We start from the raw sequence: 26,158 nt of genomic DNA on the forward strand, positions 1-26,158 counted from the left end.
GGCGGCTCTCTTTTGCCACATGCGCTCCTCATGTGGCATCCGCGGCCGAAACGCCACATGCGCTTCCTATGTGGCAACTGGTGCCATCTGGGAAGCGCATGTGGCGTTGGAGGGGGTTAGAGGGCGAGCTGCTCGATAAGATGGTCGCCTAGGGCGGCCGGGGTGGGGTGGGTCCAGACGGCGGTGGCCGGGATCTTGAGGGCCAGGTCGGCCTCCAGCTGGTTGCGGAGCTGCAAAGCGGTCAGCGAGTCGAAGCCGAGGTTGGTCAACGGCACGTCGGCATCGACGCTGGCCGAGCTGAGGCCGAGGATCACTCGGATCTGGCCGGCCAGGTAGTCGATCATGAAGCGGCGGCGTTCCTCGGGCGGCAGTTCGACGAGCTCGGCCCGGACCTTGCCGCCGGCGGCGGGGGCGTCGCCGGCCGCCGAACGAGGCATGGCGGCGAAGAACGACGACTCCAAGGCCGACGGCAGCATGCCGAACCACTGGTCGGCCTCGAAGGCGAAGACGCCGGTGCGCACGCGGTCGTGGTCGAGCAACGTGGTCAGCGCGTCGATACCGTCCTTTGTCGACAAAGTGCTGAAGCCACGATCCTTGAACCCGGTGGCCCGGCCGGCCTCGCCCCACGCGCCCCAGTTCACGGCCAGCGCGGGCAGCCCGCGATGGTGCCGCCACTGGGCGAAGGCGTCCAACCACGCGTTGGCGGCGGCGTAGTTGGCCTGTCCGGGGTTGCCGAACATGGAGGCGCCGGAGGAGAACAGCACGAACCAGTCGAGGTCGTGGCCCTCCGAAGCGTCGTGCAGGTGCCGAGCGCCGTCGACCTTGGGCCGCCAGACCTTCTCCACGCGGTCACGGTCCAGGTTGAGCACCATGCCGTCGTCCAGCACGGCGGCGGCGTGCAGGATGCCCCGCAGCCGGAACGGCCCGCAGGCGTCGACCAGACGCTGAGCCGTGTCGCCCGTGGACACGTCGCCACAGACGACCTCGACCTGCGTGCCGGCGGCCCGGAGCTCGGCGATGACCTCCTCGGTGTGCACGGACGGCGCGGACCGGCCGTTCAGCACCAACCGCCCTGCACCCAAGCCGCCCAACCACTTGGCCATCTCCAGGCCGAGACCGCCGAGGCCACCGGTGATCACGTAGGCGCCGTCGGAGTGGGCCACCGGCACGGTGCCCTCCGGCACCACGGCCACCGTCGACCCCGACGAAGGCACGGTCAGCACGAGCTTGCCGATGTGCTTGGCCGCGGCCATCAGACGGAACGCATCGGCCGCCTGATCAAGCGGGAACTCCTTGCGCGGCAACGAGTCCAGCCGGCCGGCGGTGAGCTCCTCGGCCACCTCGGACAGTAGCGTGCAGGCCAGGTCGGGCTTGGTCCGCAGCACCAGGTCCAGGTCGACGCTGCTGACGGTGATGTTGCGCCTGAACGGGGACATGCCCAGCTTGGTGTCGGCGTAGATGTCCCGCTTGCCGAGCTCGATGAACCGGCCGCCGACGGCCAGCACGTCCAGCCCGGCCCGCAGCGCCGGCCCGGCCAGCGAGTTCAGCACGACGTCGACGCCGCGGCCGTCGGTGGCGGCCATGGTCTGCTCGACGAAGTCCAGCGACCGCGAGTCCATGACGTGATCCACGCCGAGTTCCCGCAGGTAGGCTCGCTTGTCCGAGCTACCGGCAGTGGCCAGGACCTCCGCGCCGCGGCTGCGGGCGATGGCCATCGCGGCCAGGCCGAGGCCGCCGGTGGCGGAGTGGATCAGCACCCGCTCGCCGGGCATCAGCCGGGCCAGGTGCACCAGCGAGTACCAGGCCGTCAGGTACACGGCCGGCACGACGGCGGCCTCGGCGGCGGTCATGCCGTTGGGGATCACCGCCACCAGGTCGGCCGGCGTCGTCACGTAGGTCGCGAACGAGCCGCTGGCCAGCGTGAACACGCGGTCGCCGACCTTCAGGTGGTCGACGCCGGGGCCGACCCGGCTGACCACGCCGGCGCAGTCGCCGCCCAGCGGCGGCTGGGTGCCGTCGGTGGTCGGGTAGAGGCCCATGGCCAGCAGCACGTCACGGAAGTTCAGCGCGCCGGCCTCGACCTGGATCTCCACCTCGCCGGCCGCCGGATCCTGGCGCGGCCGCACAACCAGGCCCATGGTGTCGAGATTTCCCGGACGGGCCAGGTCGAGTGCGAAGCCGTCGCGTCCGTAGTGGACTGTCCTTCGTGGACGGAACTGCCAGGTGCCGTCGTGCAGCGGGGCCTTGACCATCCGCGCGGCCAGCCGTTCGCCGCCGCGCCAGGCGACCTCGTCCTCGGTGGCGTCGGCGGTGAGCTCCCGGGCCAGGGTCGAGGCCGGTGCACCGTCGGCCGGATCGAGGTCGACGAGGGTCAGCCGCAGCTCCGAGTGCTCGTAGCCGGCGACCCGCCCGATGCCGCGCAGGGCGGCCTGCGCGAGGTTGATGTCCTCGTCGGTGGTCACCGCCTGCCCGCCCTGGGTGACGACCCACAGCCGCGCGTCGCCGGCCGCGCGGATCACGTCGATCAGGTCGACGACCTGGTCCACGCCGTCGGCATTCGACGGCAGGACAACAATTCCCGTGACATCACCCTCGGACGGCAACAGCCCGGCCAGCTCATCGGCCAACAGCCCGTCACCGACGATCCGCCAGCTGCCGGAGGCAGTGGTCTCCGGCAGCGGCGCGGGCTGCCAGGTGATCTCGTGGAACAGCGGGTCCAGGCGACGCGGCCCGGTTTCCCGTAGCGGCGCCACCAGCTTGATGTCATGCGCCTCAACGAGAACTGCGCCATCGGCATCCAGCAGGCGGATCCAGCCCAACGCCGACGAACCGTCGCTCTCGTCCAGCACGGCCTGACCCTCACACCACACGCCGCGCGCCGGATCGCCGAACACGCGTAGCGAGGCGACGCCGGCCGGCAACAGTCGGGGCGCGCCGGCCGGACGGCCCTTGATCCGCGCGGCGCCCAACGCCTGAAGGCAGGTGTCGAACAGCACCGGGTGGAAGCGGAAACCCCTGGCGCTGGCCCGAGCCGCCGCCGGCACCTTGACCTTGCCGAGCACGGTGCCGCCGTCCACGTCCTCGACACGCAGCTCGGTCAGGCCGGCGAACGCCGGCCCGTGGAAGTAGCCGTCGGCCCGCAGTCCGGCGTAATACTCGGGCAGCTCCTCGACAACCGTATGCGCGCCAACGAGTTCCGACAGCACGGCCGGGGCCATCGGGCTGCGCGACTCCAGCCGGCGAACCTCGCCGACGGCGTGCGTGACCCAGTTCAGACCGTCCTCGGTGCTGGTCAGCACGGCCACCGACGCCCGGTCCGGGGCCAGTGAAGTGAGCACAGTGGACACTTCGGTGTGCTCACCCAGCGGCAACAGGCGGTCGAAGCGCAATCCAGTCACGTCAACGAGTTCGGCCGAGACGCCGAAGAACTCGGAGCCGGCGGCCAGCACCATCTCGCTGAAACCCGCGCCCGGCAACACGATCGCGTCGTCCACCGCGTGATCGGCCAGCCACGGCACCACCGCCGTGCCCAGATCCGCCTGCCACACATGGCGTCCGTCGCCCTCGGGCATCTTGACGTGCACGCCCAGCAGCGGATGCGTGTCGGCCGAGCCGGCGACCTGGAGGTCGGGATGCGGCATCGGCAGGTCGATCCAGTGCCGCTTGCGGTCCCAGGTCAGCGTCGGCACGTCGACCAGACGGCCCCGGCTGTAGGCCTGCGACCAGTCGATCGGCGTACCGGCGCAGTACAGCGCGCCGAGCTGGCTGCCGAAGAAGTCGGCGGCGCAGTCGCGCTTGATCGTCGGCAGCACAACGGCTTCCGGCAGCGTCTCGCTCATCGGGTAGGTCGTCACGGGATGCGGCGACACCTCGACGAACACGCCGTAGCCGTCCTCGCCGGCCGCCTGCACGGCATTGGCGAAGCGCACCTGGTTCCGCAGGTTCGCCGCCCAGTACTCGGCGTCGAAGGCCACGAACGCCCGCGCGTCCTCCAACACCGTTGAGTAGACGGGAACGGTGGGCGGCAACGGCTTCAGGCCGGCCAGGCCGCTGCGGATCTCGTCCAGCAGCGGGTCCATGTGCGTGGAGTGGGCGGCGATGTCCACGGCCACCAGCCGGGCCATCTGCCCCTGCTCCTGCCACTTCTCGACCAGCCGCTCCACCTCGGCGGTGTCGCCGGAGACCACGGTGGACCGTGGCGAGGACTGCACCGCCACCGTGACGGAAATCCCGGACAGGTCCAGGTCCTCGGCCCCCAGATCGACCGACGCCATCGTGCCCAGGCCGGAAGCCCGCTTCATCAGCGCCGACCGGCGGCAGATCACCAGCACGCCGTCGGCCAACGACAATCCGCCGGCCACCACCGCGGCGGCGGTCTCCCCCATCGAATGGCCGATCACCGCGGCCGGCTCGACGCCGTGCGAGCGCCACAGCCGAGCCAGTCCGACCTGCATGGCGAACAGCGTCGGCTGGATCTTGTCGATCTCGGTCGACATCTCGTCGGCGCACATCACCTCGGTCACCGAGAAACCGGCTTCCGCCAACACAAGCGGCTCGATCTCGGCGATGGCGACGGCGAACTCGGGCTCCTCGGCCAGCAGCCGGCGACCCATGCCGTGCCACTGTGAACCCTGGCCGGAGAACACCCAGACGCTGCCCTTGGCCGCGGCGGTCTTGGCGGTGGTGCAGGTGACCTGCGGCTGCGGTTCGCCTTCGGCGAAGCCCTCCAGACAGGCCGCCAATTCGTCGACCGACGACGCCGTGACGGCGAGCCGAGCGAGGTTGTGTGAGCGGCGGGAGGCCAGCGTGTGTGCCACGTCGGTGAGCGAGACGTCGTTGTCCCGCAACCATTCCGCCAGCCGGCTGGCGGCGGTGCCGAGCACCTCGAACGAGGTCGCGGACACCGGGATCATGACCGGTCGGCCGGTGTCGGATGTTCGGCGCGGTGTTCGGTCCGGCGCCTGCTCCACCAGCACGTGCGAGTTCGTGCCGCCGACGCCGAAGGACGACACGGCGGCCAGCCGCGGCGCGTCCCGCACCGGCCACGGCGTCACCTCGGTCGGCACGAAGAACCGCGTGTCCTCGGGGTGGATCTGCGGGTTCCAGCCGGTGAAGTTGAGCGTCGGGGGGATCAGGCCGTGCCGCAGGCTGAGCACGGTCTTGATCAGCCCGGACACGCCGGCCGCGGCTTCGGTGTGGCCGAGGTTGGACTTCACGCCGCCGAGCGCGCAGCGGTCCCGGCCGGTGCCGTAGACCGTGCGCATGGAGTCGAACTCGATGGGATCGCCGACCGGCGTGCCGGCGCCGTGCGTCTCGATCAGGCCCAGCAGACCCGGGTCGATCCCGGACTTCTCCACCGCCTCGAAGAACAGGGCTCGCTGCGCGTCGGCCGACGGCGCGGTCAGGCCCTGCGAACGGCCGTCCTGGTTCACCGCGGTCGCGCGGATCACCGCCAGCACCTCGTCGCCGTCGGCCTGCGCGTCGGACAGCCGCTTGAGCACGACCATGCCGGCGCCCTCGCCGCGCACGAAGCCGTCGGCGCCGGCGTCGAACGGGTGGCAGCGGCCGGTCGGCGACAGCATGCCCCACTTCGAGTAGCTGATCGGCGTCTCGGGATTGATCATCAGGTTGATGCCGGACGCCAGCGCCAGATCGGACTCGTCGGCGGCCAGGCTCTGACAGGCCAGGTGCAGGGCCACCAGCGACGACGAGCACGCGGTGTCCACGGCCACGCTGGGGCCGTTCAGCCCGAGCAGGTACGAGATGCGGCCGACCGCGGTGGAATGGCCGTTGCCGGTCATCATGTACGCGTCGATGTCCTCGTACCGGCCGGCCAGCCGGCCGATGTACTCGGAATGGCACAGGCCGGCGAACACGCCGGTCCGGGTGCCGGCCAGCCCGCGCGGCGGCATTCCGGCCCGTTCCAAGGCCTCCCAGGCCAGCTCGATCATCAGCCGGTGCTGCGGGTCCATGGTGGTGGCCTCGCGCGGCGAGATACCGAAGAAGGCCGCGTCGAACCCGGTGATGTCGTCGAAATAGCCGGCCCAGCGCGACGTGCAGCGGCCGGGCACGTCCACATCGGGGTCGTAGAAGGCCTCCACGTCCCACCGGCCGTGCGGGCCTTCGCGGATCACGTCGCGGCCCTGCGCGAGCAGTTGCCAGAACCGCTCCGGTGAATCGATCCCACCCGGGTACCTACAGGACATGCCGATGACGGCAATCGGTTCACGCGCGAGCTGCACCACGCCGGTCACTCCCTCGCAGGAATTGGCACGACCGGCCGTCGGGGAAAATGCGAAGCCAATTCGGACGGCCATGCGATGTCCGTTCAATGCAGCATGGGTCGCGGTTGACTGCGCAACAACCGCAACTTGCCAAGATCACCCGACAGTGGGCCTGCTGCCGCAGGTCAACTTGCGGGAAACCGGTCCCGGACGGACAGTGGTCGCCGTGGCATCACAGAACTCCACGCTCTATGTGGCCGACGTGCGCAAGGCGTTCGGCCGCAGGCAGGTGCTCGACCGCGTGGACTTCACACTCGAGCGGGGCGAGCTGGCCGGAATCGTCGGCGAAAACGGGGCCGGCAAGACCACTCTGTTGCGAATTCTGGCCGGTGAACTGAAGCCGGACCACGGATGGGTCATACCGCGAGGAAGACTCGGTTACTGCCCGCAACGAACCGTGCTGAACGACTCGCTGACCGTGGCCCAGCACCTGCGCTACTTCCAGCGGGCCTACCAGCTCGACGACCTGCACCGGGCCCACGAACTGGTGGAGCGACTGAACTTCACCCAGTACCGGGCCAGCCGGGTCAAGGCACTGTCGGGTGGAACCCGACAGAAGCTCAACTTGGTCATCGCACTCATGCACGACCCGGCTGTCGTGCTGCTGGACGAGCCGTACCAGGGTTTCGACTGGGAGACCTACCTGCACTTCTGGGACCTGGCCGGCGAGTTGCGCGACACGGGGCGCTCGCTGCTGGTGATCTCCCACCTCAGCCACGACATCGACCGCCTCGACACCGGCTACCGGTTGGCCAACGGGGTGGTCACCCCGATGCCAGCCGAGTCTGATCGAATCGGGGCGCACGCCTGATGTCCATCGGCCGGAGGTTCTATCGCACGGCGACCGGGTTCGAGCTCATCGAGCACGCCCGCAACCGGCTGGCCATCGTCATGGTGGCCGTGTTCATCCCGGTCTGGATCACGCTGATCCGGTTCATGATGCCGGAGAACCCGCTGCCCTTCCGCTATCGCGGCACCGGCGAGCAGCTGCACGTCAACGGACAGCACCTGACCTTCGTGTCCGGCGGGCTGAACGCGGCCACCCTGATCGTAGGGTTCCTCATGTTCAGCGTGACCCACCGTTCGGGTCCGTTCGACCGGCGGCTGGTCGCGGCCGGCTACCCCCGTCCGCACCTGCTGGCGGCCAAGGTGACGGCCCTGTTCGCCAGCTCGGTCGTCGTCGGCGCGTACGCCACCGCCATGGTCTACGTCTACTGGCAGCCCGAGCAGCTGTGGCTGTTCGGGCTGGGCATGTTCACCTCGGCGCTGACCTACGGCGGCATCGGCATCGTGCTCGGCACGCTGCTGCACGGCGAGCTCGAGGGCATGTTCGCCATCATCATGATCAGCCTGATCGACGTCGGGCTGGAGTCGCCGGTGGTCAACGCCGGCTCGGACAACGACCTCGTGCAGTTCCTGCCGATGTACGGCTCCATGCAGGCCGGCGTCGGCGCCGGGTTCACGCACACGGTGCCGTGGACGCAGATGGCCGCGCTGCCGGTGTGGTGGGCGGTGTGCTCGATCGTCGGCCTGATCGCGTTCCACGTGCGGACCCGGGTCTACACCCGATCCGGTCGGCCGGTCACGGCGGCGATGGTGGCCAACGCGCCCATCCCGCGGCCGGCGCCGGGCGAGGCCGTGCACGTGACGGTGCGGGTGTGCGGGCCGTCGTGCGTTGCCACCGACCACATGCCGATGTACCAGGGCCTGGCCGTGCTGGCGGCGCTGTCGGCGGAACAGGCGGCCGACCGCGCGGACCAGAACGTTTACCCGCTCAGTATAAAACGGGGCTGAGCGGGCTCCCGCCGGGAGCAGTGGCGCTCCCGGCATCGGAACGGGCGGGACTCCTCGCACCCGGGAAGCGAGGAGCCCCGCCCGTTTCTCAGCACCCGCTTCACACCCGCAAATGTCACATGCGCGTCATACTTGCCTCCCTGAGGCACATCCGGACCGCATGTGCCATCAGGCCGGAGGGTGTCAGGCGAGGATTACTCGGCCGAGCTCGGCGGGGGTGGCGAGGAGCTCGTGGTGCGGGAGGACCCGGACCGTGTAGCCGACCGAGCCGACGTGCGGCAGGCCCAGCTCGGCCTGGTACGAGCCGTCCATGCCGGGCGTCATGGTCGCCGTGACGACATCGGACAGTTCACCCGAATCGGCGACACGGCCGATGACCGCCTGCACCTCGACGTCCGAGGCCGACAGGCCGTTCAGGTCGACCCGGGCCCGGACGGTGACCGGCTGTCCGACCACCGGGGCGTGCGCGCCGTTGACCGACAGGTCGGTGTACGTCACCTGCACGCGGTTCCAGGCCGAGCGGATCCGGGCCTTGTAGACGGCCAGCTCCTTGGCCCCCTGGAACGACCCGGCCCGCACCGCGGTGGCCGACGAGCCGGCCGGCGCGTAGTAGGTCTCCACGTACTCCTTGACCATGCGCTCGGCCTGGAGCTGCGGGCCCATCTCGGTCAGCGTGTGCCGGACCAGCGACATCCACCGGGTCGGCACGCCGGACTCGTCACGGTCGTAGAACAGCGGCGCGACCTGGGCCTGGAGCAGCTCGTAGAGCGCCGCCGCCTCCAGGTCGTCACGGCGGTTCGGGTCGGGCACGCCGTCCGCGGTCGGAATGGCCCAGCCGTTCTTGCCGTCGTAGAACTCGTCCCACCAGCCGTCCCGGATGGACAGGTTCAGGCCGCCGTTGAGCGCCGCCTTCATGCCCGAGGTGCCGCACGCCTCCAGCGGCCGCATCGGGTTGTTCAGCCAGACGTCGCAGCCCCAGTACAGGTAGCGGGCCATCGACATGTCGTAGTCCGGCAGGAACACGATGCGGTGCCGCACGCCGGCCTCGTCGGCGAACTTGACGATCTGCTGGATCAGCGCCTTGCCGCTGTCGTCGGCCGGGTGCGACTTGCCGGCCACCACCAGCTGCACCGGGCGCTCCGGGTGCAGCAGCAGGGTGCGCAGCCGCTCCGGGTCGCGCAGCATCAGCGTGAGCCGCTTGTAGGTGGGCACGCGGCGGGCGAAGCCAACCGTGAGCACGTCCGGGTCGAAGACCGAGTCGGTCCAGCCCAGCTCCAGGGCCGACGCCCCGCGCTGCAACCACGACGCCCGCACCCGGCGGCGGACGTCGTCCACCAGCTTCTTGCGCAGGCCGCAGCGCAGCTCCCACAGCACGGAGTCGGTCAGCTGCTCCGGCTCCAGCCTGGTCATCTCCGGCGCGGCCCAGGTGTGGCCGTGCACGCCGTTGGTGACCGAGCCGATCGGCACCTCGTCGGCGTCGAAGCCCTGCCAGAGCGCGCCGAACATGCCCCGGCTGACCTCTCCGTGCAGCTTGGACACGCCGTTGGCCCGCTGAGCCAGCCGCAGGCCCATGTGGGCCATGTTGAACAGGCCCGGGTTCTCCTCGGCGCCCAGCGCCAGCACCCGCTCGATCGGCACGCCCGGCAGCAGCCGGTCGCCGCCGAAGTAGTGCTGGACCAGGTCGACCGGGAAGCGGTCGATGCCGGCCGGGACCGGGGTGTGCGTGGTGAACACCGTGCCGGCGCGGATCGCCGCCAGCGCCTGGTCGAACTCCAGGCCCTGGCCCGTGACCAGCTCGCGGATACGTTCGAGGCCGAGGAAGCCGGCGTGGCCCTCGTTGGTGTGGAACACCTCGGGCTGCGGCGTGCCGGTGAGCTCGCAGTACAGGCGGACCGCCCGCACGCCGCCCACGCCGGCCAGGATCTCCTGGCGGATCCGGTGGTCCTGGTCGCCGCCGTAGAGACGGTCGGTGACGCCGCGCAGGTCGTCGTCGTTCTCGTCGACGTTCGAGTCGAGCAGCAGCAGCGGCACTCGGCCCACCTGCGCGCGCCAGATACGGGCGTGCAGGGTGCGGTTGCCGGGCACGCTCACGTGCACCTGGGCCGGCGCGCCGGCTGCGTCCGTGACCAGCTCCAGCGGCAGGCCGCGGGGGTCGAGGACCGGGTAGTGCTCCTCCTGCCAGCCGTCCAGCGACAGCGACTGGCGGAAGTAGCCCGAGCGGTACAGCAGGCCCACGCCGATCAGCGGCACGCCCAGGTCGGAGGCCGCCTTCAGGTGGTCGCCGGCCAGCACGCCCAGGCCGCCCGAGTAGTTCGGCAGGGCCTCCGTGACGCCGAACTCCATCGAGAAGTAGCCGATCGTCGCCGGCAGCTCCGCCTGCTCGCCGCGGGTCTGGTACCAGCGCGGGGCGGTCAGGTAGTGGTCGAGGTCGTCGGCCGTGGCCCGCACCCGGGCCAGGAACCCCTCGTCCGCGGCCAGCCGCTCCAGGTGCGCCGCCGGGACGTCACGCAGCAGGGCCAGCGGGTCGTTGCCGGCCCGCTGCCACGCCTGCGGGTCGACCGCGGCGAACAGCTCCTGCGTCGGCGGGTGCCACGTCCAGCGCAGGTTGGTCGCCAGCCGGCCGAGCGCGGCGAGCGGCTCGGGCAGACTGGCGCGGACGGTGAACCGGCGGAGTGCTCTCACGGTGGGCGACCTTATAACCGCCCCCCGCCGCCCCTGCAACTTTCACCCCCATCCTGCAAATTTTTGCAGGACTGAGCCCACGTGAGTGGCTCATTTGGCTCCAGACGCCACCTAACCCACTCACGTGGGGTCGGGTGCGGCACGTGAGTGGCTCATTTGGCTTCAGGGGCCAAATGAGCCACTCAGGTAGAGCAAAGGCGCCCTAGCTCACAGGCAACGCCAGGTGACCGGGAGGTCGGAGGGGCCGCCGCCCCAGGTGCGGCCGTATTCGGAGCCGGCGGCGGTGTGGTCGTCGGGGCCGATGACGGTCACGCCGGCGGTGGTGCTGACCGTGGGCAAGGTGGCCATGACGCTCCCGGCCTTCCACAGGACGGTGCTGTACTTCTGACCGTCGAAGGCCTGGCCGCCGACGGTGCCGGTGGCCCCGATGGCCTGGGCCTTCGTGCCGCCGGCGATCTTGGTGCTGAGCTTCCCGTCGACGGTCCACAGCGCAGCCTGCTGACCGTCCCACGAGCCGGCGACGAGGCCGGCGCGGAGGGCGAACGTGGTGTGCCAGGTCTGGGAGTCGACGCCGGCCAGCACGTGCCGGGTCCCCGACGCGTCCCAGACGACGCCGCTGAGCTCGTTCTGAGCCGCCGGCAGGGCGATGTCGGCCAGCACGCGGCCCTGGTCGTCGATACCGTGCACGAGGTCCAGACGCGACGAAGACTGGGGCAGGACCTTGTAACCGCCGGCGTGCCAGACGACGATCTGCGAGTCTGCGGTGCCGGCGATGTCGCCGTTGGTGTTGATGGCGTCGGCGGTGGTATTGGTCCACTTGGGGTCGATGGGTAGCTGGGTGGCCGCGCCAGTGGACGACGAGAAGGTGGCGGCGTGGCTGTGCCCGTTGGCGTCGATGGTGAAGCCGACGACGGTGCCGGCGGAGTTGATGCCGGTGAACTGCGTGCCGGGGTCGGCAGCCGAGGCGACGAGCTGGCCGCCCGACCACACGGCGCCGTAGCGAGGGCCGCTACCGGCGAAGATCGGGTTCGGCTTGTACGTGTTACCAACGAGTACGCCGCGATCATTGCCGGCGGTCACATCGCCGGCGGTGCGATCACCCGTGGTGGGTAACGCGGTTCTCGTCCAGACACAGACCGCTGCCGATGCGGTCGGTGCCACAAGTGCCGTGACCGAGGTGACGAGAAGTAGGGCCGCTGCCAAGCGACCTGCCCCAGTGAACATGAAGAATTCTCCCAGCGGTGGCTGATGATCCAGCCGGACGCTAGCCTTCGGACACCGGGTCACGGCCGAAGTCACGGCCGACGGTCACGAGGAACCCGGTGGTTTGGAATTGGGCCGGCCAAGGCACACTATGGGCGGGCGGCGGCGACCTAGGGGCGTGGGCGATGAGTGGACGTTTGGGCATCGACGACATCACCCCGGTGGTCAGTTGCGGCCGCTACGCGGCGAAAGCCGTTGTGGGAGAACACATCCCGATCGGCGCGACGGTGTGGCGGGAAGGCCACGACGCGGTCGCGGCCACGGTGACGTGGAAGGGCCCGAACGACAAGGTGGCCCGGCAGACCCGAATGGTCGAGCACGGCATCGGCCTCGACCGCTTCGCCGCCACGGTGGTGCCCGACGCCGAGGGCGCGTGGACGTTCCGCATCGACGCCTGGAGCGACCCGTGGGCCACGTGGCGCTCGGCGGTGGAGAAGAAACTGGCGGCAGGCCAGGGTTCCGCCGACCTGGCCAACGACCTCGAGCTCGGCGCGCGGCTGGTGGAACGGGTGGGCAAGCGCCCGGATCGGCGCAACGACAAGGATTTGCTCCTGGCGGTTGCGGCTGGGTTGCGTGACGGTGAACGGCCGCTGCCGGACCGGGTCGGCGCCGCGCTGTCCGACCACGTCGACAAGATCATGCACGAGTACCCGGTGCGAGAACTGCTCACCCGGGGCAAGGTGCACAAGATGTGGGTGGACCGCCCGCGCGCCCTCTACGGCTCCTGGTACGAGCTCTTCCCCCGCTCGACCGGCGGCTGGGACGAGACCGGCAAACCGGTGCACGGCACGTTCGTCACCGCCGCCCGTGAGCTGGACCGGATCGCGGAGATGGGCTTCGACGTTGTCTACCTGCCGCCGATCCATCCGATCGGCCACGTCAACCGCAAGGGCCCCAACAACACCCTGCACGCCGGCCCGGACGACGTCGGCTCGCCGTGGGCCATCGGCTCGCGCGACGGCGGCCACGACGCGGTCGCCCCGGAGCTGGGCACGCTGGCCGACTTCAAGGGCTTCGTGCACCGGGCCGAGGAGCTCGGCCTGGAGGTGGCGCTGGACTTCGCCCTCCAGTGCGCGCCGGACCACCCGTGGGTGATCGACCACCCGGAGTGGTTCACCACGCTGCCCGACGGCACCATCGCCTACGCCGAGAACCCGCCCAAGAAGTACCAGGACATCTACCCGCTCAACTTCGACAACGAGCCGCGGAGCCTGTACGCCGAGGTCGACCGGGTGATCACGCACTGGATCGAGCAGGGCGTGCGGATCTTCCGGGTGGACAACCCGCACACCAAGCCGCCGGACTTCTGGCACTGGCTGATCTGGGAGGTCAAGCGCCGCTACCCGGACGTGCTGTTCCTGGCCGAGGCGTTCACCCGCCCGGCCCGCCAGTACGGCCTGGCCAAGCTGGGCTTCACCCAGTCCTACACCTACTTCACCTGGCGCACCGGCAAGCAGGAGCTGATCGACTTCATGGTCGACTGGCTGGAGCACGCCGACCAGGGCCGGCCCAACCTGTTCGTCAACACCCCGGACATCCTGCACGAGTCGCTCCAGCACGGCGGCCCGTCGATGTTCGCCATCCGGGCCGCGCTGGCCGCCACCATGTCCCCGACCTGGGGCGTCTACTCCGGCTTCGAGCTGTTCGAGCACGAGCCGGTGCGGCAGGGCAGCGAGGAGTACCTGGACTCGGAGAAGTACCAGCTGCGGCCGCGGGACTTCCACACCGCGCTACAGGAGGGCCGGTCGCTTCAGCCGTGGCTGACCACGCTCAACCGGGTTCGGCGCAACCACCCGGCGCTGCACCAACTGCGCACACTGCACTTCCACCACGTCGACAACGACGCGCTGATCGCGTACAGCAAGACGGACCCGGACACCGGTGACACGGTGGTCGTGGTGGTGACCCTCGACCCGAACAACGCCCAACAGGGCACGCTCTGGTTGGATCTTCCCGAGCTGGGATTCGACTGGCACGAGCGGGTCACCGCTCACGACGAGGTCACGGGCGACACCTGGGACTGGGGTCAGGCCAACTTCGTCCGGCTCGAACCCTGGCGTGCCGTCGCGCACGTCATCAGTATTTCTCGCAGGTAAACCGGATCAGCACGTATATCGCGGCTCCGCCTCGGGTAGTCCCCGGTGGCGGGGCTAGCCGACCATGGACGAGGGGTGGTGGCGACTAATGCCCGACGCTCCCCAGCTGGGGACCGAGATCCCGGGGACCGAGTTCACCGAGGACGGCCACCTCGTTGAGCCGAGCAGCGACGACTTCGGCACGGCAAGACAGGCTCCGCGTGAGCCCGAGTGGTACAAGAGCGCCGTCTTCTACGAGGTGCTGGTGCGGGCGTTCGCCGACTCCAACGGCGACGGCACCGGCGACCTGCGCGGACTGGCCGAGAAGCTGGACTACCTGGAATGGCTGGGCGTCGACTGCCTGTGGCTGCCCCCGTTCTACGCGTCCCCGCTGCGTGACGGCGGCTACGACATCAGCGACTTCCGGCAGGTGCTGCCCGAGTTCGGCACCGTCGACGACTTCGTCTACCTGCTCGACCAGGCCCACCGCCGGGGCATCCGGGTGATCACCGACCTGGTGCTCAACCACACCTCGGACGCGCACGCCTGGTTCCAGGCCTCGCGCACCGACCCGCAGGGCCCGTACGGCGACTACTACGTGTGGAGCGACGACGACTCCCGCTACGCCGACGCGCGCATCATCTTCGTCGACACCGAGTCGTCCAACTGGACCTTCGACCCGGTGCGGGGCCAGTTCTACTGGCACCGCTTCTTCAGCCACCAGCCGGACCTGAACTACGAGAACCCCGAGGTCCAGGAGGCGATGATCGATGTCCTGAGGTTCTGGCTGGACCTCGGCATCGACGGCTTCCGGCTGGACGCCGTGCCCTACCTCTTCGAGGAGGAGGGCACCAACTGCGAGAACCTGCCGCGCACCCACGAGTTCCTGCGCACCTGCCGCAAGGTGGTGGACGTGGAGTACCCGGGCCGGGTGCTGCTGGCCGAGGCCAACCAGTGGCCGGCCGACGTGGTGGAGTACTTCGGCGACCAGGCGGTCGGCGGCGACGAGTGCCACATGGCCTTCCACTTCCCGCTGATGCCGCGGCTGTTCATGGCCGTGCGCCGCGAGTCGCGCTTCCCGATCTCGGAGATCCTGGCCCAGACCCCGCAGATCCCGTCGGGCGCCCAGTGGGGCATCTTCCTGCGCAACCACGACGAGTTGACGCTGGAGATGGTCACCGACGAGGAACGCGACTACATGTACGCGGAGTACGCCAAGGACCCGCGGATGAAGGCCAACATCGGCATCCGCCGCCGGCTGGCCCCGCTGCTGGAGAACGACCGCAACCAGCAGGAGCTGTTCACCGCGATGCTGCTGTCGCTGCCCGGCTCGCCCGTCCTGTACTACGGTGACGAGATCGGCATGGGCGACAACATCTGGCTGGGCGACCGGGACGCGGTCCGCACGCCCATGCAGTGGACGCCGGACCGCAACGCCGGCTTCTCGCGCTGCGACCCGAACCGGATCTACCTGCCGGTGATCGCCGACGCCACCTACGGCTACCAGGGCATCAACGTCGAGGCGCAGATCAACAACTCCTCGTCGCTGCTGAACTGGACCCGGCGCATGCTGGAGGTGCGCACCGCGCACAAGGCGTTCGGCTTCGGCGAGTTCACCGAGCTGGGCTCGACCAACCCGAGCATGCTGTCCTACCTGCGGCGCTGGAACGACGACGTGCTGCTGTGCGTGAACAACCTGTCGCGGTTCCCGCAGCCGGTCGAGCTGGACCTGTCCGAGTACCGCGGGCTGGTGCCGGTGGAGATGACCGGCGGCGTGCGCTTCCCGGCCATCGGCGAGCTGCCGTACCTGCTGACGCTGCCGGGGCACGGCTTCTACTGGTTCCAACTGGTCGCCGAGACCGAGGGCGGGGAGGCGCCATGACAGAACTGACACCGTTGTCCGACGCGCTGTTGCGCTGGCTGCCCGAGCAGCGCTGGTTCGGCGGCAAGAACCGGGACCTGTCCGAGGTCTCCACCCGTGACGCGGTCACGCTGCTCGACGGCGACCCGAAGCTGGTGCACGCCGTGCTGGACACCCCCGACGGGGAGTACCAGCTGCTGGTCGGCCGGCGCCGCGAGTTGCCGGAGCACCTCGGGCACGCGATGATCGGCGAGGTCGACGGACACGTCTACTACGAGGCGGTGCACGACACCGAGCTGATGGGCCGGCTGCTGACGCTGATCGCCGAGGACACCTGGGTGGCGGGCATCCACTTCGCCCCCGAGCCAGGTGCCGTGGTCGTGCCCGGGCAGCGGGCCAAGCCGGTCAGCGCCGAGCAGTCCAACACCTCGGTCGTCTACGGCACCGACTACATCCTCAAGCTGTTCCGACGGGTGGTCGCCGGCCCCAACCCGGACCTCCAGCTGCACCGGGCGCTTCAGTCGGTCGGCTCCAAGCACATCGCCCGGCCGCTGGGCGCGATCACCGACCAGTTCGTGGTGCTGGGCATCCTCCAGGAGTTCCTCCAGGGCGCGGTCGAGGGCTGGGCCATGGCCACCGCCTCGGTGCGTGACCTGATGGCCGAGGCCGACCTGCACGCCGCCGAGGTCGGCGGCGACTTCGCCGGCGAGGCGTTCCGGCTGGGACAGTCGGTCGCCGAGGTGCACGCCGACCTGCGCAAAGCCCTGGGCAGCGGGCAGGAAGGGCCGGAACGGCTGTACGGGGCCGTGCAGGCCATGCACCGCCGGCTGGACACCGTGCTGGCCGACGTGCCGCAGCTGGCCGAGCACGAGGACGCGTTACGGGCCGTGTTCGAGCAGGCCCGCAGCGGGCCGTCGCTGGTCGACGTGCAGTTCATCCACGGCGACCTGCACCTCGGCCAGGTGTTGCGGACGGCCACCGGCTGGAAGCTGATCGACTTCGAGGGCGAGCCGGCGGCGCCGCTGGCCGAGCGCAACGCGCTGCGCTCGCCGCTGCGGGACGTGGCCGGCATGCTCCGGTCGTTCGACTACGCCGCGCAGCAGTTGCTGGTCGGCCAGCCGGCCGACCACCAGCTGGAGGTGCGGGCCCGTGAGTGGACCGCACGCAACCGGGAAGCCTTCTGCGACGGCTACGCGGAGGTCTCGGCCGACCCCCGTGAGCAGGGTTCGCTGCTGCGCGCGCTGGAGCTGGACAAAGCCGTGTACGAGGTCGCCTATGAGCACGGGAACCGGCCGGACTGGCTGACCGTGCCGCTGGCGTCCATCGCCAGGATCACCGCCGGAGAGGACTGACCTGTCGTGACGAGCATCGCACCGGCCAAGGACGAGGTGGACCGGCTGCTCGGGGTGCGCACCATGATCCGCACTCCGTGCTGGGGGCGCACGCGCACCCCGGCGGCACCGTCGTGCGGGCGCTGCGCATCGGGGCCCATTCGGTGTCGGTGCTGGTCGGCGACAAGCGGTTCGAGCTGGACCCGGTCGAGGGCGGCCTGTTCGCCGGGCTGGTGCCGGAGCCGCCGAGCGACTACCGCTTCGAGGTCGACTACGGCGACGGCAACGTGGTCATCGCCGACGACCCGTACCGCTGGCTGCCCACCATCGGCGAGCTGGATCTGCATCTGATCGGCGAGGGCCGGCACGAGCGGCTGTGGGAGGTGCTGGGCGCGCATCCGCACACCTACGACACCCCCGGCGGCCCGGTCGACGGCACGTCGTTCGCGGTGTGGGCGCCGACCGCGCAGGGCGTGCGGGTGTGCGGCGACTTCGACGGTTGGGACGGCCGCGGCACGCCGCTGCGCTCACTGGGCGGCTCCGGCGTGTGGGAGGTGTTCCTGCCCGAGGTCCCGGTCGGCACCCGGTACAAGTTCCGGCTGCTGGGCAAGGACGGCGCCTGGCACGAGAAGGCCGACCCGCTGGCCTTCGCCACCGAGATCCCGCCGGCCACCGCGTCGGTCGTGTACGAGTCGTCGTACACCTGGGACGACGCCGAGTGGCTGGCCGAGCGGGAGGCCAGCGACTGGTCCCGCCGCCCGGTCAGCGCCTACGAGGTGCACCTGGGCTCGTGGCGGCAGGGCCTGAACTACCGCGAGCTGGCCGAGCAGCTGGCCGACTACGTGCTGGAGACCGGCTTCACCCACGTCGAGCTGCTGCCGGTGGCCGGCCACCCGTTCGCCGGGTCGTGGGGCTACCAGGTGACGTCGTACTACGCGCCGACGCCGCGGTTCGGCTCGCCCGACGAGTTCCGGCACTTCGTCGACCACCTGCACCAGCGGGGCATCGGCGTGCTGGTGGACTGGGTGCCGGCGCACTTCCCCCGTGACGAGTGGGCGCTGGGCCGGTTCGACGGCAGCCCGCTCTACGAGCACGCCGATCCGCGCCGGGGCGAGCAGCCCGACTGGGGCACGTTCGTGTTCGACTTCGGGCGCAACGAGGTCCGCAACTTCCTGGTGGCCAACGCGCTGTACTGGATCGAGGAGTTCCACGTGGACGGCCTGCGGGTCGACGCGGTGGCCTCGATGCTGTACCTGGACTACTCGCGGCCCGAGGGGCAGTGGCTGCCCAACATCCACGGCGGCCGGGAGAACCTGGACGCCGTGCAGTTCCTCCAGGAGCTCAACGCCACCGTGTACCGGCGGCACCCGGGGATCATGATGATCGCCGAGGAGTCGACGGCCTGGCCGGGCGTGACCCGGCCGACCCATCTCGGCGGGCTCGGCTTCGGCTTCAAGTGGAACATGGGCTGGATGCACGACACGCTCCGGTACCTGTCGCACGACCCGGTGCACCGGTCGTACCACCACAACGAGATGACCTTCTCGCTGATGTACGCCTGGAGCGAGAACTTCGTGCTGCCGCTGTCGCACGACGAAGTCGTGCACGGCAAGGGTTCGCTGTGGGGCCGGATGCCGGGCGACGCCTGGAACAAGGCGGCCGGGCTGCGCTCGCTGCTGGCCTTCATGTGGGCCCACCCGGGCAAGCAGCTGCTGTTCATGGGCGGCGAGTTCGGGCAGATCGACGAGTGGTCGGAGAAGCGGTCGCTGGACTGGCCGCTGCTGGACGAGCCGCTGCACAACGGGATCAAGCGGCTGGTCGGCGATCTGAACGCGGCGTACAAGGTGTCGCCGGCACTGTTCACTCTGGACACTTCGCCGGACGGCTTCTCGTGGATCGACGCCAACGACTCGGCCGGCAACGTGCTGTCGTTCCTGCGTGAGGGCGAGGACGGCTCGATGTTGGCCTGTGTGGCCAACTTCTCCGGCTCGCCGCACCAGGACTACCGCATGGGCCTGCCCACCACCGGCGTCTGGCGCGAGGTGGTCAACACCGACGCCTCCGTGTACGGCGGTTCGGGTTGGGGCAACCAGGGCGAGATCGTGGCCGGGGCCAAGCCCTGGCACGGCCGCCCGGCCTCGGCCATCGTGCAGCTGCCGCCGGCCGGCGTGATCTGGCTGGCCCCGGAGGCGTAGAGACAGCGAAACGGCCCGAAACCTGGTTCCTGGGACCAGGTTTCGGGCCGTTGTGGTGCGAACGGGGTGTCAGCCGACCTTCTGGATCAGCGCCTTGCGGATGAGCTGCTTGCCCTGCTCGTGGATCTGGTTGAACGCGCCGGCGTCGAGCAGCACGCAACTGCCGGAGGTGGACGTCACCGGGACGGTGATGGACTTGTTGTTGTCCAGGTTGGTCACCTTGAGCTTGGTGCCGATCGGGAACTGGTTGCTGGAGGCGGTGAGGCCACCCGAACCGGTCGTGGTCACCGTGGAGCCCTTGCAGACCTGGTTGGCCGCGGTGCCGGCGGCGGTGCCGTTGTCGGCGCCGTTTCCGTTGCCGGCGTTGGTGTCGGTCGGGTCGGCGGTCGCGGTGGGGTCGGCGGTGGCGGTGCCGTTGTCGCAGCCGGCGTTGCCGTTGCCGTTGTTGCCGGCGTTGCCCATGCCGTTGTCGTTGCCCATACCGTTGTCGTTGCCCATGCCGGCGTTGCCCATGCCGTTGCCGTTGCCGTTGTTGCCCATGCCGTTGTTCATGCCGCCGTTGTCGCCCATGCCCATGCCACCGTTGTTGTCGGTGGTGGTGGTCGGCGGCGCGGTGGTGTCGGTGCCCATGCCACCGTCACCCATGCCGTTGCCCATGCCGTTGTTGTTGCCCATGCCGTTGTTCATGCCACCGTTGTCGCCCATGCCACCGTTGTTGTCCGTGGTGGTGGCCGGCGGGGTGTTGGTGTCGGTCGGGCAGCCGTTGTTGTTGCCGTTGCCGTTGTTGTCACAGTTCGCGGCCTTGAGGCGCGACTCGATCTGGGCCACGACGGCCTCGCGGTTCTTGATGCGGGCGGCCGACTGGGCGTCGGGGTGGGCCTTCTGGTCGGCGATGAACTTCAGGTTGTTCTGCAACGCCTTCTGCAGGCCGGCGCAGTCCTCGCCGCTGCCCTTCTTCTTTTTCGCGTCAGCCGATGCCGTCACGTTGTTGGTGCAGCCGGCGGCCTGGCGGCGCTGCTGGATCTGGGCCACGACCGCGTTGCGGTTGGCGATGTTGGCCGCGGACACCGCGGTCGGGTTGGCCTTCTGCTGCGCGATGAAGTTCAGGTTGTTCTGCAGGGCCTGGTCGAGGCCCTGACAGTTCTCGGTCGCCGCGTGGCTAGTCCCCGAGATGATCGCGAATCCACCTCCCAGCACGACGGCGACGCCCAGCACAGCCGCGACACCGAGGATGGTGGCACGTTTGCGACTGGGACTCATATCGGCAATCCAGGACATTGCGGCGTCTCCTGTCGTCGTTCTTGGTCTGAACCACGTTCGCGGGGTTACTACCGCCGAAACCGTCGAAAGGTTCACCTCGGGTCGGCCCAAGTTGACGGGTAGCATTCGTTCACGTGCACGAGATCGCGGTCTTCAGCGGCAGCGCCCACCCCGAACTTGCGTCCGACATCTGCGCGCACCTCGGTGTTCCACTACGCCCGGTACGGGTCGATCGGTTCGCCAACGACTGCATCGAGGTCCAACTCCAGGCGAACTGCCGCGAGCGGGACGTGTTCCTGATCCAGCCGCTGGTGCCGCCGACCCAGGAGAACCTGGTCGAGCTGCTGCTCATGCTGGACGCCGCCCGCGGCGCGTCGGCCGCCCGCACGACCGTGGTCATGCCGCACTACGCGTACGCCCGCAGCGACAAGAAGGACATGCCCCGCGTCTCCATCGGCGGTCGCCTGGTCGCCGACCTGCTGGTCACCGCGGGGGCCAGCCGGGTGTTGACCATGACCCTGCACTCGCCGCAGGTCCACGGCTTCTTCAGCGTGCCGGTGGACCACCTGCACGCGCTGCGTGAGCTGGCCACGCACTTCAGCGGCGCCGACCTGTCCAACGCCGTGGTCGTCTCGCCCGACCTGGGCAACGCCAAGCCGGCGGCGGCCTTCGCCCGGCTGCTCGGCGTGGACGTGGCCGCCGGGGCCAAGCAGCGCTTCTCCGACGACAAGGTCAGCATCAGCTCGATCATCGGCGACGTGGCCGGCAAGGACGTGATCGTGCTCGACGACGAGATCGCCCGCGGCTCCACCGTGGTCGAGCTGATCCGCCTGCTGGCCGAGCTGGGCGTCAACTCGATCCGGGTGGCCTGCACGCACGGCCTGTTCGCCGACGGCGCGATCAAACGCATCGGCGACCTGCCCGGCGTGCGGGAGATCGTCTGCACCGACACCGTGCCGCTCGCCCCGCAGAAGCGCACGCCCAAGCTGACCGTGCTGTCCATCGCCTCGGCCATGGCTGAGGCGATCCGGCGCATCCACAACGGCGAGTCGGTCAGCGCCCTGTTCGACGCCTGATCTCGGGGGTTAACCGGATATCGGGACCGGTCCCGGCTCCGTAACCTGGGAAAACGTGAGCCTGCACGCGCTGATACTGCGACCGCTGGGGGAAGCGCGGACCTGGCGGGCGACCCTGCACCTGCTCGGCGGCGTGTTCTGGAGCGTGGGCAACACGCTGGTGCTGCTCGTCGGCCTGATCGTCACCCTGCTGCCGATCCCGGCGGTGATGACCTTCGGGGCGATGGTCAGCGCCACCGAGTTCAACGTCACGGCCAGCACCTTCGTGGTGCTGCTGCTGTTGCTGCTGATCCTGCCGATGGGCGTGTTCGGCTTCGTCGGCACCGGTTACGCGCTGGAGGCGTGCGCCCGGCTCGAGGTCGGCTGGCACCGGTCGATCCTCGGCGTGGACATCCCGCTCACGCTGCACCTGCCGGCCCGTGGCGGGCGGCTGCTGCCGCTGTTCCTGCGAATGCTGCGCGACCCACTGCTGTGGCGGCTGATGGCGTACCAGCTGGTCCGGCTGCCGGTGGCGCTGCTCACCGGGGCGCTGACGGTGATCGCCTGGGTGCTGCCGCTGGTGGTCACCGTGGTCGCGGCGATGTTCTTCGTCAGCCTGACCGTGCAGTCGATCAACTCGCCGTACGTCCACCCGAACGACGTGTGGGCCGGCACCCCGATGCTGTTGCTGGCCCTGCTCGTGCCGGTGGTGCCGTACCTCGTGCGGTGGATGCAGTCGTGGCAGCTCGCGCTGGCCCGCCGCTACCTGGGGCAGCTGTCGGCCGAGCAGCTCGCGGCCCGGGTCTTCGAGGTGGAGCAGCGCCGTGAGGACGCCATGGCCGCGGCCGAGACCGAGCGGCGTCGGATCGAACGCGACCTGCACGACGGCGCCCAGCAGCAGCTGGTGGCGTTGGCCATGCTGCTGGGGCGGGCCAAACGCAAGTACGACAGCGACCCCGACGCCACCCGGGCGCTGCTGGAGGAAGCCCATCGCAGCGCCAAGGAAGCCATCGTCGAGCTGCGGGAACTCACCCGCGGCCTGTCGCCGCCGGTGCTGGCCGACCGGGGCCTGGACGCCGCGCTGTCGGCGCTGGCCGCCCGCTCCGAGGTGCCGGTGTCGATCGACTACGCCGTGCCGGCGCGCCCCGGCCGGACCGCCGAGTCCATCGCCTACTTCATGATCGCCGAGTCGCTGACCAATATCGTCAAGCACGCCCGGGCCACGCGGGCCTGGGTGATCGTGCGGCGGGCCGGTGGACGGCTGCGGGTCGAGGTCGGTGACGACGGCGTCGGCGGGGCCGATGCCGCCGGCTCGGGGCTGGCCGGCCTGGCCGACCGGGCGGCCGGCGTCGACGGGGTGCTGACCGTGACCAGCCCGGCCGGTGGGCCGACGACCGTGAGTCTGGAGCTGCCGTGCGAATCGTGATCGCCGAGGACGCCGTGCTGCTGCGGCACGGCCTGACCCTGCTGCTGACCGAGAACGGCCACGAGGTCGTCGACGCCGTCGACGACGCCGAGAAGCTGCTGCGGTCGGTGGCTGATCACCGGCCCGACGTGTGCGTGGTCGACGTCCGGATGCCGCCCACGCACAGCGACGAGGGGTTGCGGGCGGCGCTGGTGATCCGGCAGCAGTGGCCGGCGACCGGGGTGCTCGTGCTGTCCCAGTACGTGGAGGAGCGCTACGCCGCCGACCTGATCACCGGGGCTTTGAACGGCGTCGGCTACCTGCTCAAAGACCGGGTCGCCGACGTGGAGGAGTTCCTGTCCGCGCTGGACCGGGTCGGGTCCGGCGGCACCGTGTTCGACCCCGAGGTCGTGTCGCAGATCGTGGCGCGGAGCCGGCGGCACGACCCGCTGGCCGCGCTGACGCCCCGTGAGCGGGAGGCGTTCAGCCTGATGGCCGAGGGCCGGTCCAACGCCGGCATCGCCGAAGGGCTGGTGATCACCGAGGGGGCGGTGGAGAAGTACGTGGCCAACATCTTCAACAAGCTGGGGCTGCCCAAGACCAGCACCGAGCACCGCCGGGTGCTGGCCGTGCTGCGCTACCTCGGCGGCTGAGTCCGCGAGCGGAGCAGGTCGAGCAGCGTGCGGCCGAACGCCGCCGGGTCGTTGATGCCCGGCATCGGCGCGTAGCCGAAGTGGTTGCCGGGGAAGATCACCATCGACGCCTTGATCGCGTCGGCGACCGCCTCGGCCGTGCGGAACGGCAGCGAGCCGGCGACCGCCTTGCCCCCGGCCAGCACCACGTTGACGCCGCTGTCGCGGACCTTGGCCAGGTCGAGGCGGTGGTCGACGAAGGCGTTGACCTCGTTGCTGTCGAAGCGCAGGGTCGCGGCCACGGCCTTGGTCGTCTCCTCGTCGACCGGGCCGAGGATGCCGGTCAGCTTGAGGAACCGCAGGCCCGGGTCGGGGGCGTCGGCGAGGTCGTGGAAGGCCTTGGTCACTTCGTCGCCGTCGGGCAGCGCGGACATCACCGGCGGTTCGTGGGCGATGACCACGCCCAGCCGTTCCGGATGGCGGGCCACCAGGTCGAGGGCGACCAGCCCGCCGGCGCTGCTGCCGAAGACCGCCGCCTTCTTCGCGCCGAGATCGTCGAGCAGCTGCGCCGCTTCGTCGGCGCGCTCGACCGGGCCGCCCTCGCACTGCGTGTACGTGACGACGGTGTACTGCTCGGCCAGGACGTCCAGCACTGCGTCGTAACTGCTGTCGTTGCCGCCGCCCCCGTGCAGCAGGAGCAGTAAAGGACCGTCGCCCCGGGTCTTCGTGTCCATGGGAACCCCCTTGCCGGCCAACGATACCGTGGCGCGTCGGGCAGACTGGTCGGGTGCTTGGAACTGCTCGGCTCGTCGTCGCGCTGGTGGCCGTGCTCTGTGCCGGCGGGTGCGCCTACGTCGACGGCGTCGCCGAGCCGGTCGGGGCCGACTCCGTGCTCGTCGACGGCGGCGTCGCGCCGACCTTCGTGAAGGACACCGATCAGGGCACCACCGATCGCCTCGCCGCCTCCACCATCAGCGACGTGCAGGCCTTCTGGAAGCAGAACTTCCCGTCGGTGTTCGGCAAGCCCTGGCGGGACCTGACCGGCGGCGCGTACTCGGTCGACACCGTGTCGTCCAAGGGCGCGGCGCCGCCATGCACCGAGCAGGCGTCGGACGTGGAAGGCAACGCTTTCTATTGCCCGTCAAAGGATTCCATCGCGTGGGACCGCTCGGCACTGCTGCCCGTGCTGCGTGATCAGTTCGGCGATGCCGCCGTGGTTGTCGTGCTGGCGCACGAGATGGGGCACGCCGTGCAGTCCCGCACCTCGCCAACGGCAGACATGGCCCGCCGGGACCCCGACCGGTATCCGACGATCTTGATCGAGACCATGGCCGACTGCTACTCCGGTGCCTTCGTGCGATCCGTCGCCGACGGCAAGGCTCCGCATCTGCGGATCACGTCGGCCCAGCTGGACAAGGCCATCGGGGCGTTGGCCACGTTCCGCGATCCGGTCGGCACCAGCTCGGCCGAGGACGGGGCGCACGGCGACGCGTTCGACCGCGTTTCGGCTTTTCAGGACGGGTATCAGCAGGGGGCCAAGCTGTGCGCCGGCATGTCGGTGGACAACCGCCAGTTCACCCAGCGGACCTTCACCAGCCTCACCGACAAGGCCCGCGGCGGCAACATTCCGTTGCCTGATCTCGTGAAGGCGATGGAGCCCGACCTCAACGCCTACTTCGGCGGACTGGCCGGTTCCCGCTGGTCCGCGCCCAAGCTGACGCAGAGCGACGGCCCCGCCTCGTGCTCTTCGGGCGGCGATCAGGGTCCGGTCGCGTTCTGCCCGGCCACGAAATCCGTACTGCTGGCGACCAAGGGCACCGTCGCCGTGCTCGTGTCGTCCATCGGCGACTACGCCGCCGGCACCCTGCTGGCCACCCGCTACGCCCTGGCCGCGTTGTCCGCCCTCGGCAAGCCGATCGACTCCGGCGACGCCGGCCGGTCGGCCGTCTGCTTGGCCGGCGCGTACACGGCGTCGGTCCCGGCGCGCAACCAGACCTTGCGGCTGTCCCCCGGCGACCTCGACAAATCCGTCGGTGTCCTGTTGGCCTACGACTACGGCTCCCGCACCACCGCCGGCACCCCCATCCCGACCGGTTTCGCCCGTGTGCTGGCCTTTCGCGCCGGTTTCGCCGGCGGCGCGAAGTCCTGCGGCGTCTGATTCCGGCGGCCCGCGACATCAAGAAAACAACAAGGCCGTGTCGTTCGTCGTGCGACGGCACCCGGAGGGCGTATCCTGGTGTCGAGCCCGTCACCCTCCCCCTGGTGGCGGGCTCGTCTTATGTCTGATTTCGTCAAGACGCCTGGTCAGGCCGTTGCCTAGG

14 protein-coding genes and 1 pseudogene are annotated in these 26,158 nt (G+C 70.0%); 10 read left to right on the forward strand and 5 right to left on the reverse strand.

Features of this window, described 5'->3' with window-relative positions:
* Positions 1-116: 116 nt before the first annotated feature.
* The gene (locus tag M3Q35_RS27220) at positions 117-6,245 is read right to left on the reverse strand and encodes a type I polyketide synthase (protein ID WP_273935368.1); all 6,129 of its coding nucleotides are present in this window, start codon (positions 6,243-6,245) and stop codon (positions 117-119) included.
* A gap of 205 nt (positions 6,246-6,450) precedes the next feature.
* On the opposite strand from M3Q35_RS27220, the gene M3Q35_RS27225 reads away from it, so the two are divergent.
* Positions 6,451-7,095 carry an ABC transporter ATP-binding protein gene (locus M3Q35_RS27225; protein WP_273935369.1) on the forward strand — a complete coding sequence of 215 codons (645 nt, stop codon included), beginning with the start codon at positions 6,451-6,453 and terminating at the stop codon, positions 7,093-7,095.
* Positions 7,095-8,078, forward strand: a complete 984-nt coding sequence (locus M3Q35_RS27230) for an ABC transporter permease (protein ID WP_273935370.1) — start codon at positions 7,095-7,097, stop codon at positions 8,076-8,078. The genes M3Q35_RS27225 and M3Q35_RS27230 overlap by 1 nt, the downstream gene beginning before the upstream one ends.
* Positions 8,079-8,261: 183 nt before the next feature.
* On the opposite strand, the gene glgP is transcribed toward M3Q35_RS27230, so the two are convergent.
* Both glgP and M3Q35_RS27240 read right to left on the reverse strand, forming a co-directional pair.
* Positions 8,262-10,760, reverse strand: a complete 2,499-nt coding sequence (glgP, locus tag M3Q35_RS27235; RefSeq protein WP_273935371.1) for an alpha-glucan family phosphorylase — start codon at positions 10,758-10,760, stop codon at positions 8,262-8,264.
* A 207-nt stretch (positions 10,761-10,967) separates the two neighbouring features.
* Positions 10,968-11,840, reverse strand: a complete 873-nt coding sequence (locus M3Q35_RS27240) for a hypothetical protein (RefSeq protein WP_273935372.1) — start codon at positions 11,838-11,840, stop codon at positions 10,968-10,970.
* 308 nt (positions 11,841-12,148) lie between these two features.
* Here M3Q35_RS27240 and M3Q35_RS27245 point away from each other — a divergent pair, with 308 nt between their 5' ends.
* The 4 genes and pseudogenes from M3Q35_RS27245 (at position 12,149) to glgB (ending at position 19,485) form a co-directional block, all read left to right on the forward strand.
* Complete coding sequence (locus M3Q35_RS27245; protein ID WP_273935374.1) at positions 12,149-14,119, forward strand: alpha-1,4-glucan--maltose-1-phosphate maltosyltransferase; 1,971 nt, start codon at positions 12,149-12,151, stop codon at positions 14,117-14,119.
* 88 nt (positions 14,120-14,207) lie between these two features.
* Entirely contained in the window at positions 14,208-15,980 is a 1,773-nt protein-coding gene (treS, locus tag M3Q35_RS27250) for a maltose alpha-D-glucosyltransferase (RefSeq protein WP_273935375.1), read from the forward strand.
* Positions 15,977-17,311: a maltokinase N-terminal cap-like domain-containing protein gene (locus M3Q35_RS27255; RefSeq protein WP_273935376.1), complete on the forward strand. Its 1,335-nt coding sequence runs from the start codon at positions 15,977-15,979 to the stop codon at positions 17,309-17,311. The genes treS and M3Q35_RS27255 overlap by 4 nt, the downstream gene beginning before the upstream one ends.
* Before the next feature lie 6 nt (positions 17,312-17,317).
* Positions 17,318-19,485: pseudogene (gene glgB / locus M3Q35_RS27260) on the forward strand (1,4-alpha-glucan branching protein GlgB).
* A 69-nt stretch (positions 19,486-19,554) separates the two neighbouring features.
* On the opposite strand, the gene M3Q35_RS27265 reads toward glgB, so the two are convergent.
* Positions 19,555-20,745, reverse strand: coding sequence for an RlpA-like double-psi beta-barrel domain-containing protein (locus M3Q35_RS27265; protein WP_273935377.1), 1,191 nt, complete (start codon positions 20,743-20,745; stop codon positions 19,555-19,557).
* Positions 20,746-20,879: 134 nt separating this feature from the next.
* Between M3Q35_RS27265 and M3Q35_RS27270 the strand changes: the two genes are divergently transcribed.
* The 3 genes from M3Q35_RS27270 to M3Q35_RS27280 are packed head-to-tail and all read left to right on the forward strand — an operon-like array spanning position 20,880 to position 23,858.
* A complete protein-coding gene (locus tag M3Q35_RS27270; protein WP_273935378.1) occupies positions 20,880-21,821 on the forward strand; it encodes a ribose-phosphate diphosphokinase in 942 nt (313 codons plus the stop codon).
* Between the two features lie 55 nt (positions 21,822-21,876).
* On the forward strand, positions 21,877-23,226 hold the full coding sequence (locus M3Q35_RS27275; protein ID WP_273935379.1) for a sensor histidine kinase: 1,350 nt from the start codon (positions 21,877-21,879) through the stop codon (positions 23,224-23,226).
* Positions 23,214-23,858 carry a response regulator gene (locus M3Q35_RS27280; protein WP_273935380.1) on the forward strand — a complete coding sequence of 215 codons (645 nt, stop codon included), beginning with the start codon at positions 23,214-23,216 and terminating at the stop codon, positions 23,856-23,858. The genes M3Q35_RS27275 and M3Q35_RS27280 overlap by 13 nt, the downstream gene beginning before the upstream one ends.
* Here the strand turns inward: M3Q35_RS27280 and M3Q35_RS27285 are convergent.
* On the reverse strand, positions 23,843-24,571 hold the full coding sequence (locus M3Q35_RS27285) for an alpha/beta fold hydrolase (protein ID WP_273935381.1): 729 nt from the start codon (positions 24,569-24,571) through the stop codon (positions 23,843-23,845). The two genes, M3Q35_RS27280 and M3Q35_RS27285, sit on opposite strands and share 16 nt — an antisense overlap.
* A 53-nt stretch (positions 24,572-24,624) precedes the next feature.
* Between M3Q35_RS27285 and M3Q35_RS27290 the strand changes: the two genes are divergently transcribed.
* Entirely contained in the window at positions 24,625-25,995 is a 1,371-nt protein-coding gene (locus tag M3Q35_RS27290) for a neutral zinc metallopeptidase (protein WP_273935382.1), read from the forward strand.
* Positions 25,996-26,158: the final 163 nt, after the last annotated feature.

The sequence above is a fragment of the Kutzneria chonburiensis genome, assembly GCF_028622115.1.
GTDB classification, from domain to species: Bacteria; Actinomycetota; Actinomycetes; order Mycobacteriales; family Pseudonocardiaceae; genus Kutzneria; species Kutzneria chonburiensis.